General features: G+C 39.9%; 11 protein-coding genes and 1 riboswitch. Of the genes, 1 reads left to right on the forward strand and 10 read right to left on the reverse strand.

Annotated features, from left to right (window positions below; translation table 11 throughout):
• A partial coding sequence (locus ABF87_RS13990; RefSeq protein WP_160829737.1) for a transposase occupies positions 1-119 on the reverse strand: 119 nt, incomplete at its 3' end.
• A 169-nt stretch (positions 120-288) separates the two neighbouring features.
• Positions 289-376, forward strand: a riboswitch (cyclic di-GMP riboswitch).
• Positions 377-484: 108 nt separating this feature from the next.
• Here ABF87_RS13990 and ABF87_RS13995 point away from each other — a divergent pair.
• Positions 485-1,735: a glycoside hydrolase gene (locus ABF87_RS13995; RefSeq protein ID WP_160829738.1), complete on the forward strand. Its 1,251-nt coding sequence runs from the start codon at positions 485-487 to the stop codon at positions 1,733-1,735.
• Positions 1,736-1,950: 215 nt separating this feature from the next.
• On the opposite strand, the gene ABF87_RS14000 is transcribed toward ABF87_RS13995, so the two are convergent.
• The 9 genes from ABF87_RS14000 to ABF87_RS14040 form a co-directional block, all read right to left on the reverse strand.
• Complete coding sequence (locus ABF87_RS14000; protein ID WP_160829739.1) at positions 1,951-2,871, reverse strand: sulfotransferase; 921 nt, start codon at positions 2,869-2,871, stop codon at positions 1,951-1,953.
• Positions 2,872-2,934: 63 nt separating this feature from the next.
• Positions 2,935-3,723 (reverse strand): WecB/TagA/CpsF family glycosyltransferase, encoded by a 789-nt coding sequence (locus tag ABF87_RS14005; protein WP_160829740.1) that lies wholly within the window; start codon positions 3,721-3,723, stop codon positions 2,935-2,937.
• Between the two features lie 33 nt (positions 3,724-3,756).
• Positions 3,757-4,872, reverse strand: coding sequence for a glycosyltransferase (locus tag ABF87_RS14010; protein ID WP_240143701.1), 1,116 nt, complete (start codon positions 4,870-4,872; stop codon positions 3,757-3,759).
• Between the two features lie 231 nt (positions 4,873-5,103).
• Positions 5,104-5,529: a serine acetyltransferase gene (locus tag ABF87_RS14015; RefSeq protein WP_160829741.1), complete on the reverse strand. Its 426-nt coding sequence runs from the start codon at positions 5,527-5,529 to the stop codon at positions 5,104-5,106.
• 36 nt (positions 5,530-5,565) lie between these two features.
• Positions 5,566-7,089 (reverse strand): hypothetical protein, encoded by a 1,524-nt coding sequence (locus ABF87_RS14020; RefSeq protein WP_160829742.1) that lies wholly within the window; start codon positions 7,087-7,089, stop codon positions 5,566-5,568.
• Positions 7,082-8,299: a glycosyltransferase gene (locus ABF87_RS14025; protein WP_160829743.1), complete on the reverse strand. Its 1,218-nt coding sequence runs from the start codon at positions 8,297-8,299 to the stop codon at positions 7,082-7,084. Before ABF87_RS14025 ends, ABF87_RS14020 begins: the two co-directional genes overlap by 8 nt.
• A 235-nt stretch (positions 8,300-8,534) precedes the next feature.
• The gene (locus ABF87_RS14030; RefSeq protein ID WP_205012710.1) at positions 8,535-9,509 is read right to left on the reverse strand and encodes a sulfotransferase; all 975 of its coding nucleotides are present in this window, start codon (positions 9,507-9,509) and stop codon (positions 8,535-8,537) included.
• Positions 9,510-9,910: 401 nt separating this feature from the next.
• Positions 9,911-10,852 carry a sulfotransferase gene (locus tag ABF87_RS14035; protein WP_160829745.1) on the reverse strand — a complete coding sequence of 314 codons (942 nt, stop codon included), beginning with the start codon at positions 10,850-10,852 and terminating at the stop codon, positions 9,911-9,913.
• A gap of 115 nt (positions 10,853-10,967) precedes the next feature.
• Complete coding sequence (locus ABF87_RS14040; protein WP_160829746.1) at positions 10,968-11,846, reverse strand: sulfotransferase; 879 nt, start codon at positions 11,844-11,846, stop codon at positions 10,968-10,970.
• Positions 11,847-12,082: the final 236 nt, after the last annotated feature.

Consider the following 12,082-nt stretch of genomic DNA (forward strand, 5'->3'; position numbering starts at 1 on the left):
AGGAAATTTCCAGACAGGTCAATTCCATACTCTCGGCATAAATCTGCCACAGCTATTCCTCCCTCAGCCTGCTTCAGTATCTGCATAATCTGGCTTTCCGTAAATCGCTGCTTCTTCATCAGTAAAATTCCTCTTCGTCTGCGATAGAAAATTCTACTGCTTTACTCGGTTAATTTTTGGGGGGATTACCGTTTTATCGCAATAATAAATTAATACAGAAGATGTGATTGACAGAGCTTTGTCTGTAATTTTTTATACTGGCACAGTTCATGCTCTCCACATAGTGCAGTATCAAAAAGGCAAACTCTGCGAAAGCAGAGGACGCAAAGTCACTGATCTAACGGGATAAAAACCCTATGATGGCAGGACTGCCAGATGACGCAACCAGTTTTAGGCGGGTTCGCACTTCACGAGCATTCGCAAAATTCTTTTGATGCGTATCTATGCAGTTCCGTCCTTTTACACCTATAAGGAGGAATCAAGAATGAATACTAAAAATTCAGCTATAAATAGCGCAAGTATACTAGCGCAACCTTTTAAAAAAGCTATGGGATTAAATGCTTTTAATACCAATGCTTACAAAAGACCTCATATATTCCATCAGCATTCTGAGGAATATACAGTCATTGTCCAGAAATTCAAAATTTTGGCTACATTTTTATTTACGATAGGAGTGGGAATATTATCAATACAGCAAGCAACTGCACAAGTAACGGGACCTGGTGTTAAATGGCACCCCGGTCATTACTATGAGCTAGTTGGCCAGGGTAGTAAAGGAGATGCGGGGTATTTAAACAATGTTTACAAAGAACTCCAGCAAACCCAGGCTCTGAACGGTGTAGTAATTCGATACCGTTGGGGGGAACTCGAAACCTCCACTCCTAATACATATGATTTTTCCGCAATTGCTAATCGACTTGCTGAGCTTTCAAGCATAAAGAAAAGACTCATCGTCCTTATAGAAACAAAATCTAATACCCCTGATGTAGAAAATACCCTGGTACCAAGTTATGCAAAAACGGCTTTATATGAGGGGGCCATTTATCCTTATGACGCGAGTGCCTCTAACAGTGGATATGGTACCAAATTGTGGAATGCCAATGTACGATGGAGGTTGACTAGATTAGTTCGGGAATTAGGAAAGCGTTTCAATTCAGATCCTTATTTTGAGGGAATAGGCTTCTCGGAAAGTGCTACAGGTAAACCAGCTACACCGTTAACCTCTACTCAGGTAGATGGCTTCTACACAAATCTCCAAACACTAAATAAAGAGTTGAAAACCAGCTTTCCCAATACTTTGACCTTTCAATACTTGAACTATCCTCGCAATATACTTGCTTCATTTATAGATATTTTTAAACAAAAAGGAATTGCATTAGGAAATCCGGATGTGTTTCTTGATGATCCAGGTTTGAGTTTTCCAGGAACAAAATACTCTCCTCCAGGAGTGTACATCCATTATCCCAAGCTCGCCGGGACAATACCCTTGGTGGTTCAAGTGGAACACGCTAATTATTTAAATACTCGGCATGATAATACGGGGCATGTACCAACTGCAGGAGAATTACTCACATTTGCGCGCGACACGCTTGATGTGAATTACCTCTTCTGGACCAGAACTCCAGGTTTTTATCCCAATGTATTAGAATTACTCAATTTTAGTGCTCAAAAAAATGGCGTTGCAGGCGGATTGAAATCTGCTTGTCCCACTACTTATTCTTCTTGTATTCAATAATAGTTCAATCTATCCAATAACACAGATAGGCATCTTATAGATGCCTATCTGTGTTTTATCATTATCTCCATAGATTGCTGACGGGTTGGCAAAAGCTTTTAAAATAAAACCTTCTACTGCAAGATTCTATTAAAAATTAGGGAATTACCAGATCAGATCCGAGCTATTACAAATGAATAAAGCTACTAGGAAAATTCCTCTACTTCCGACTATTCTCAAAGATTCCAAGGCAATTGATGAACGCCAATTAGTTTTTGTAACTCATCAATACTAGGTTTGTAATATTGCGCTAAACGAGCGTAGCTCTCATCGGAAATGTCATCATAGCCTTCTCTAGCTTGATTAATTTTTTTATAAATACTCACAAGACATTGTTTTAATTCAGGCCGCTGCCGTAACATTCGCTCAGACTTCGCGTTAACAAACATAGCCAATTTATGCAACCATTTTCTTTTGCTTTCATAAGTAACATTAACTTTTTTGAAGTCATAATTCTCGAAATGAATAGGAGATATTTCTAAAAATTGGCACAGTTCATACATAAACGCTGCTGTATCCTGGGTAAGATTTTCAAAGAACATCACTTTGATTTGCTGTTCAGGAAATTGCTGATAGTAATACTTGAGAAAATGAGCGTAACGACCGAAACTAATGACCTTCAAATACCATTCTTCAATACCCAATTCAGTCGGTGTTTTCTGACCACAGTCATAAGCTATACATTTATCAACATAATCTTCGAAATCTAAATTCTTGTCCAGATTCAATTTACCTTTATGGAAATTGAACGAAGAATATATCCTATCTATAGGATTTCTTAGTATAAACAACAACTTAGAATTAGGAAGTAATGCATGAATGCGAATTGCCACCTGCTCTCCACTACCAAGATAACCCGGTGAAGCTTCCATAACAATTGACGAATTAGAAGCACACCGCTCAAAGTACTGAGCGTAGTTAGCAATATCCTTCTGATGATCACCCGTATATGAATTTCGAAAAAAGTCAGTTTCTTTAACAACTGAGCCACAAACTGATGGGTGGGCGCTCAAATAAGTAAACACTGAAGTTGTGCCCGCTTTCTCAGTACCTGCAATAATGAAGTTAGCCAAATTAGAACGAAATGTCTCTTTCATGTATAAACTAAAGAAGTTTGACGTGGGTCAAGATAGCTTTAAGCCTGTTAATCAAGGCAATGCTTAGCTATTGTTGCGCAACGAGCTCTTTTGTAGAGGATTTTCCTGCAAAGCTTCTTTTCCTTTTAAGCGCCTCCACGATGCTCGAAAGAGAAAAATCGGATTTCCTAAAACATAACGACGAAACAACCTTCTGGGTTCGATCATCAATCGAAATAACCATTCCAATCCCCACTGGCGCATCAGTAATGGTGCACGTGGTACTGCACCCGAATAAAAATCAAACAGAGCGCCCACTCCCAGCAAAACCGGCGTCCTCAGGCTGTCGGCATGGCGATTAATCCACAGTTCCTGCATCGGCACACCCATCGCCACGAAGAGAATTTGTGCTCCACTATTGTTTACAGCAGCAATCAGATCTGCTTCAGTATTTGGCGCAAAATAACCATCGTGGAGCCAAACAATTTTTAAATCAGGAAATTGTTGCTTCATGTTATCAGCACACTGTTGAGCAATACCTGGACGAGCGCCCAACAATCCTATTCTTACCCCAGCGGCAGCGGCATCGCGACAGATAACAGGAAACAAGTCCGTTCCATTAACATTATCTATGAGCGGCAAACCAGCCCACTTGGATGCAATTCGCATTCCGATGCCATCTGCGAATAATAAATCCGCAGCCTGCAGCACAGAAAGATAATCTCTATCCATAGCAGCTACGTTAACACAATGAGCATTCACGAAATAAATTTTTCGATGTAAGCCGGACTCGGCATCCCGAATAATCCTCATACTGGCATCTGATAATGTTGCATTCTCAATTGTTAATCCAAATAGAGTAATCTGGTCCATGGTTATTTATTAATGTGATCACACAGCAATATATTAATTGGCAAGAACAGCATCGTAGATACGTGCCACCCCTTTTGCCATACTAAAATTCGAAAATTTCTCCACCTGTAAATGATAAGCGTCAGTTCGCAAAGAATGCCAGTCGTATTTATTATCCATTAGATCGGAAAGTGCAGAAGCCAGTTGGTCAGCATCTCCCGGAGGTACTATTATGCCAGTTCGCCCCTGTTCCAGAACTTCGGGAATACCTTCCACATTGGATGCCACGACGGGTACTCCGGTTGCCATGGCTTCCAGGATAACCATCGGCATACCCTCACCAAAAAGGCTCGGCAAAACAAGAGCATCCATTTTAAGGAACTCAAGATTAACATTTTGCACAAACCCAACCCATTCAATCATGTGGGCTACACCCAACTCTATCGTCAAATCTTTGATCGCCTTTTCATACACTGGGGTTTCAAAGGGACCTACGGCATATAAACGCATCATACGACCATTTTGACGAAGAACTGCCAAAGCCCTGATTAAAACCTCTATACCTTTACGAGGTCGAAATAATGCAACGCAACCGATTGTCCATTCCGACTGAGGAAGCGGTCGATCAGATAAAGGACCTGGGGTTACTACACCATTGGGCACCATTGTGATTCTTTCCGATAACCATCCTTGCAGTTTCAAGTAATTCTCCAAGCTTCTGGACACGGGAATTAATTGCGCAACTCCAATTAAACTCAGTCGTTCAATACATGCATTTACCCGATTACGAAAAAAACTTTCCGTATCACGTGTAGTAGGACTATGCACGTGATGTACAAATGGCACTCCAGATAACAAAGCTGCTACACGTCCTATTAAAGCAGCGCGCGGAGTATGAGTATGCAACAATGTATATCCCTCTTCCTTTATGATACGAGCAATTTTTCGTGCAGGAGCTAGATCAATTTTTGATCTCATAGGTATATCGAATAATGGCACTGTAGAATTCCGGCGCTTAGAAAACTGAACAAGCTTCAAACAAACAAAACCAACCTCATAATTATAATTTGGCAAATAAAGCGCCAATACGTCTTGTACTCTTTCAGCCCCAGCGAAAAATTCTCCATTGATGACATGCAGTACCTTAATTTTTTTTTTGCTTGTATTCATGAGCATACTTTGAAACAAAAGATGAGAGAAGATCAACTACTTTTCAAAATTTATGTAATTCGCTGACATGTGAGCTTGTAAAGTAAGCAATCGCTCATTCATGGATTTTAAAACAACAACTTGAAACTCAATAAAATTTGAATCACATTTTTATTACTGAAAGAATCAGCATACTTTTCGTGCTGACCGCATGGTGTCTGATTTATGGAATCTCTGTTCCAATCTCTAAAGTTAAAGTTTGTCATCTTTAGGGATTCGCTTTCCCGCCAGCATAACAACTCTGGCAGGAACACCAACAACGGTAGCATCATCTGGTACGTCATGAACCACGACTGCATTTGCTCCCACTTTAACTCTATTACCAATACGAACACTACCAATTACCTTTGCTCCAGCGCCAAACTCAACATCATCACCAATTACCGCATGTCCAGAACCGATCGTCACATGTTGCCTTATTTTTACTCGACTACCTATTTTTGCCCCTGGAGCAATGACAATACCCATACAATGAGAAAAATTTACATCAGGACCTATTTTTACCCGGTAGGGTATAAATGCCCCATATATCACTCGTATGATGAGCATAATAATCCGAGGCACAAAAGGAATATGCCAAAGGTAAAGTCGGTGCATCAAATAATAAAGTGATTCCATCAACTATTCCTCCTGACTTTTAGTACAAAACATCAATTAGTCCTTATTCCATGCAAAAAGCCTGATCAAGCCAGCAGGTACACGTATTCCACGACTAAGCAACGCAACATCCGATGAGTTCAGGGGCTTAACAATTATCAGCCCTGATCCATAAGCAATGATCACAGCTATCAATGTAGACCACTCTCCAAATTCATCTTTAAAGAACAACCCCAATGCAGCCAGCAAGACAGCCAAGCCCATACCACGATAGATACCAAACCAATCAATCTTGATAAAATTAACTTGACGCTTCAACCACATCATAATTATGCTATTCATAAGCCAGGCATTTAACACAATTCCACTAATCACACCCAACAATCCCCAATTGGCTCCGGCAAAAACTACTAAAGGAGTTAGCACCAGCAGCAAACTAAACAACCTTAATTGCCGTGTATATGAAAGCATTTCCATAACCATGCTGATCAACTGTCCCTGACTGGTAATTCCTAAACCTAGCAACATGATTAACATGAATAAACCAGTATCTAGAAACCGCCCCCCACTCACCAGCTCTATGATTTCATCGCCCGAAATACTGATTGCTACCATGCTAAAAGCTACTATAAGCAAATTGCTCTTCCACAATAGCGCAATCCCCTGTCCCACTATTTCGTATTCTCCTGCCACCTTGCGAGAGATCAGCATAGGGCGGATGATATTGGCTAACAAATTAGCAGGAAGATAACGTCCAACGATAAAAAGCAATTGCTGCAAAAAAGCGTACATGCCTGCTATTTCAAGCCCCAAAGTACGTGCTACAAGCATGCGCAGCGCTCCCATACTAGCAATAGCTCTGCATAAATTAACCCCTGCCATATGCCATGCAAAAGTTGCAATCTCATATGCACTAACTCGCAAATCCCCTATTCCGGTAAGATTCTGTAATTTTCGAATCAAAAAATATTCACACAATATCAAGCAGATGAATGCCACTATTAAATCCACCCACAGCAACTGCTCCAGCGTAATATTTTCGCTAATCACTAGTATGGCAACCCCTACCAGGCGTCCGAGAGGCATAAAAGCATGTGTAAGTTGTGACCAGCGCTGTTCAAGCAAACATTCCAACATCTCCGCGGCATACCGAAACCCGAGAACAGTGATGATGAGACCCAATCCAAGTAATGTAGCATCCTGTTGTAATTCACTGAAACCCATCCAAGTGGCGATATCTGACCAAAAAACAGCAATTATTATTGTCCAGATAGTCATAATGGCAAGACGGATCAATGTCATCCATCCAACAAATTTTTTTAGGGCATCGGGTGCTCCTCGAACTGCTAATTCAGGTAAAAAACGTCGCACAGCTTCCAACATACCTAATGAACTCAATGGAACCATCATTTCCACTAGGCCCCACAAAACCATATAAGCGCCATAATCCGAGGATCCTAATAAACGCACGAGCCATAGCGTTAAAAAAAAGGATGTCAAAGATTGTGCAGCCCGACCTAGTAGGAAATGTTGAATTGCTTTACGAAAACGCTTACCTGTATACAATCCTAAATTATTCAACTTTCAATCCCAGCAATTTACGATATTGCAGATTCACACTCTCGGCAATTACATCATATGTACGATTCTGGCGTACCCACGTTGGACCCTTAGATGCCATTTCTCGTGCACGGTCGGGTTCATCCAATAGATAGCACACCTCGTCGGCAAAAGCCTGCACATCCCATTCAATACATCTACCCACCCCACTGTCGCGCAGAATTTGGCATTGCTCGGGATGCTCATTCGCAACGATACATTTTGCCATGGCCATATATTCAATGAGCTTGGTCGGAGATGTCGAAAGCAGTACCGGAATGGGATAAAAAGGCGAGAAGCAGATATCGGCTTGCTTAACCAGCTCCCACGCTTTTTCCATTGGAAGAAATCCAGTTATAGTCACAGCGTCAGACAAGCCTAGTCTACTCGCTTCCTCTTCAACTGCTTGCCGATCACTAGGCAACTGACCTTCTCCTACATATAGCAAATGGGCCTTCGGATAACGTAATCTAACTTGCTGCAATACTTGAACTAGAATCTGCGACTTTCTCAATTGCAGAATAATCCCTAAATAAAGTAGCATGGGAGCATCGGTACGAGGAGCACGTGCCTTTTCAGCATTGCCTACTTGATCACTTCGGATTCCCATTGGAACAGGCGTCATTTTGTTGGCGGGGATACCGTATTTTGTGACATCTTGTTTCATGCGCTCACTCTGCACGAAAATATGATCAGCTAACGGAAGAATAATATCGTACAGTAGCTTCTGAATAATTTTCCCTTTCAGCCAAACTAACTGGTGATGAGGAACAAGCCGGTTACGCGCTTGGTAGAGCTTAGATTCTGCAAAGGGATAAGACATCCAGTAAACAAATCGCGCACCGGTCAATTTGGCTGCGATCCAGGCAATCACACTGGCAAAAAATTTATCCCGAACTTGAATGACATCGTAATGAGTTTTTAGCGCTAAGGGAAGAATCATACAATCTCCCCACATACCCTGAAGATTATTCAAAATTCTACCAAGCAATCCATTATTTCGACTCCCAGGAGTCAGGTATACCGTATTACCAAACCACTTTACAGGTGATTCCTCGTTTAATGCATCTGGACCTCGTTGCATTACCCAGTCTATCGTATGTCCTTGAGCTGGCATCTGTTTGGCGAATAATTCGACAACATCAGCTCGAAATGGAGGAAAATGATCCTCAACGATGTAAAGCATCTTCATAATTTTTTATCAAATCTATCGTCTAAGATCCACATTTATTTCTCCAAAAATAAAACACCCCGCCGCAAGCGGCAGGGTATTAACTTCGCTCTTCAATCTGCTGGTTTTCAACCAGCTTTCGCCCCAAGAGGCGAGGAATTAAACCCAAAGCGATTAATTAACAGCTTTATTTCGAGGCATATTCTTAATTTAATAATTGAATGATTCAAAATTATAGAGTTTTTAGTAAATCTCGTTAGTGATAACCTAACAAAGAATTCATGCTGCCGCCAGTTCGTTGAAAAAATTCCAATTCAGTTCCCAAAAGTTTTGTTCGCCAACGTTCATCCAAATGTATGCCTTTTCCTGGAGAAAAACGGGTATCATTACCATTTACCAGATGCCTATTTTTATTAGATAAATCAAGCATTTGTTGCTCAAAACAGATACCGACAAAATCACATAGTAAATGCCCTGTCTTCTCAGGTTCTGATGCAAGCTCTTCATATCGAAGTTTTATTAAACTATCGGAAGCAATATGGCGTTCTAACAAAGGTAGCGCACGTTGATAATATTTTAGCCACCCGCTTACACTTTCAGATTGACTGCGCCCACTAGAACGACGTGATAGATACACTCCTCTCCCATCACGTGTTAATAGCACCACTTTAACCCGATTTGGCCAACGTTTATGCAATTCGACCGCTTCTCGTGCATTTTTAGATGAATCCAAAATAATAAGTTTATTCCAGCAACGAGAAATCTTTTCATATAAATCCATCTTGTTGCAAATTGCCTTATGCAATATTGGCGGTATAGGAAAATGTTCTCGCAAATTATTGGGAAGGTAATCACGGACTTCCATCCAAGCCTTACGCAAGTTTACTCCTAAATGATACGCATTGGTCTGATGCTGATGGTCAATTTCTCGATAAGCAAGTGCATCCCAAAGCCTAAGCTTATAAGGATCTTCAATCATGTTGATACCCTGGCTTAATAAAATTGCATCAAAAACCTTCTGCCATTCACCACACTCCCGTATCTTACTGCCACAGCTACATGTGGCATCTAATTTAATGGCTTTATTGAGGAGATTAATTTCTCCTAATGATGCAGCTTGAGAATGTCCCCCCATAAACATATCAGTCAAAGTGGAACCACTTCGAGCAGCCGAACAAATATACAAAATCTGAAAATCATTTGTAATATTTTTCTCTGGATTAATGCTCATATTTATCATTTCCAATCCCTATGCTTCTAATTACGCAAAGTGTGTATTATTAGCTATGTTTATCATTATTAGGTTTTCAGCTTAGAATGCAACAGATACTGCTTAATAGTTAAAGTCTGACCCGACTTCTCAAAGTTTTATAGAAATCCAAGAATTCCATGAATGGTAATCTCACATTCGAAGCAAAAAAATTATTTGTCTACGAGATAAATATGTGCAGTAGTGCATTCAAGCGTTAAGAAATTGTCACTAGTCTTTCGAAATAACGCTCTCAACCATTATCCTTAAATACAAAGGAGCCTGATCGATACAACTAGGAAAACACTAATCGAGCAGATTTTGAAAATTTCTATAAATATGACAAAAATATGTAAAAATTCATAATAAAGCGATATCACATCTCAATCTATTTTACTTTCCATGGCCTTATTTTTTATATTAAATCCCCAGTGACAGAGAGTTTCTTGTTGTAAATGATGCACGAGATTCAGTTCTGATTCAGTCCAAGAACTAATCCATTTTTCTTGCTTAGGTGCAAGCTGCAGGGTTTCAAGAAAATTCCAGAAAACAGTATCTTTTTGCGAAGTCACCCCCATAAAATCAAAGATACATTGTATTTTCTCATGAGGATATTGTAATAACTCATCATATCTTACTTCTAATAAATGGCTTTCCTGAAGCAATTCGATACCATTTTGTATGGATTTCATTTCTTCCACCCAGTTTTGAGCTGCGAGTTCTAGAGGATTAAATCCGTTTTCAACCATTTGACGGGGTGTTTTCCCAGCCCAGTATAATAAATGATCATTCCACCACGCCACCTGAAGCGCAGAATAAGCAACTGCTCGACCATCTCGAATCAAGTGAATATATTTTGCAGAGGGAAAAATTTCCTTTAAAAGTGGGATACGACGATTATTGGCTGTTCGTTTTGACAATAATACTTCACCGTGAGCACTCTGACGAATACACTCAAACTTATTTTGTATGCACTCAGAAATTTCCAGCTGCAAACAAAAATCATTCGCCGGCGTTAGCGGAATACCACAACTAGCATATACAGATTCAGCTTCTGAAGGGGTTGGAACAACAGCATGCAACCACTTACGTTTCTCATTAAAATAAGCATTACCCTTTTCTTTAAACCACGTTCGACGTTTATACGCCGGAAACTGATTAAGGATATATTGGAGATAAGCCAAAGATGGCCAGTTAGGATAACGTTTTTGATAATTGCTCAAATATGCGATGCTCCGATGCATCGACAATATTTTATATAGTAGTGTAGTGCCCGAACGGCCTGCGCCGAGAAGAAATATTACATTTTTGCCTTTTTCGCTCATGAATTCTCGGAATACTTTTCTGTCGATTTTGAAATAAGCTATAGATAGAGATACGCAAAGTTAAGAATTAGTAGTTTCGCCAGAAACACAGTTTTTGGTACAGAAAATTCAGAAATCATTCCGCAGTTACTCTGTTTTTAAGTGCTCGCCAGCTTGGCCAAGGTAAATTTTCTCGCCCTAGCTGTTGTGATAACACATTCATATCATCAGCTAGAATCTCTAGTAAACGTGTTCTAGTGTCGCTAGATAAGGGAGGAATAATCTGTCTTAAATCAATCTGATTATGTTGTCGACGAATATGACGAACCAAATCATTTTTTTTAACAGTCTCTATCAGCTCTCCTGCTCCAACTGATCGACCTAGCTTTCCGAGTTGCTTTAAAAAGTAATCAACTTTAGTATTCTTTATTACAAAGCTTTCATTTACTTTCTTTTCTAAAAACCAAGATCGATGATCTTCCGATATATCTAAAAAATGGTACAATTTTTGTGCTTGAATTATAGGGTTGTCGCGAATATCTTCTTGAAATATAACTAGAACCTGATCTCTCGGGAATACCTTTAACCATTGAGCCAGTTGCTGAGAATACTGTGATTGAATTAAATACATGGGGTTGTTGATTAATCCTTTTTCAAACTCTAGATTTTCTCCTGTCACATGACCCAGCCTAACTTCATGCAAGTGGTTTGAGTAAGCACGTTCGATTGGGTCTCGGAGAGAAAGCACAATCCGCATATTGGGATTATAGAGATACACGCGCTCGGGGATATTGATATCAGCAAAATAAGAAGGAGATACTTCTCCTACTTTTTTTAAAGAATCGACTTTACCAATATGCCGTTCATACCATTCATATCCAAAATTGTAGTAATAAGAAAAGAAATCAATTTCTTTTCCCGGCATGACAATCACGTCAGGGTGATCAGAAAGAACACGATGTACCCATGTGGACGCACATTTTTGTGCACCAATACCAAGAAAGTCAACTTTCATACAAACCTTGGGTAACTAAATACATATAATATCAACACAATATTTAATGGAGACTAACACTTATCAATAAAAAATAATTGAAAAAATTCATCAATATTTTATGATCTTGGAAAGTCAATTTGATAACTATTTATTTTCATCTAGCGCATTAATCTCTGCGGGTACAATTCCCTGCCCCTTGGGGGCGAAAGCTGGTTGAAAACCAGCAGGTTGAAAGGCGCAGTTAATACCCCGCT

The sequence above is a fragment of the Nitrosomonas sp. JL21 genome (genome assembly GCF_009833095.1).
Taxonomy (GTDB): Bacteria; Pseudomonadota; Gammaproteobacteria; order Burkholderiales; family Nitrosomonadaceae; genus Nitrosomonas.

Coding starts and splice junctions, on each gene's coding strand:
- ABF87_RS14010 (WP_240143701.1), bottom strand. CDS start 4,872: ATGAATACAAGCAAAAAAAAAATTAAGGTACTGCATGTCATCAATGGA.
- ABF87_RS14005 (WP_160829740.1), bottom strand. CDS start 3,723: ATGGACCAGATTACTCTATTTGGATTAACAATTGAGAATGCAACATTA.
- ABF87_RS14000 (WP_160829739.1), bottom strand. CDS start 2,871: ATGAAAGAGACATTTCGTTCTAATTTGGCTAACTTCATTATTGCAGGT.
- ABF87_RS13995 (WP_160829738.1), top strand. CDS start 485: ATGAATACTAAAAATTCAGCTATAAATAGCGCAAGTATACTAGCGCAA.
- ABF87_RS14035 (WP_160829745.1), bottom strand. CDS start 10,852: ATGAGCGAAAAAGGCAAAAATGTAATATTTCTTCTCGGCGCAGGCCGT.
- ABF87_RS14030 (WP_205012710.1), bottom strand. CDS start 9,509: ATGAGCATTAATCCAGAGAAAAATATTACAAATGATTTTCAGATTTTG.
- ABF87_RS14040 (WP_160829746.1), bottom strand. CDS start 11,846: ATGAAAGTTGACTTTCTTGGTATTGGTGCACAAAAATGTGCGTCCACA.
- ABF87_RS14025 (WP_160829743.1), bottom strand. CDS start 8,299: ATGAAGATGCTTTACATCGTTGAGGATCATTTTCCTCCATTTCGAGCT.
- ABF87_RS14015 (WP_160829741.1), bottom strand. CDS start 5,529: ATGGAATCACTTTATTATTTGATGCACCGACTTTACCTTTGGCATATT.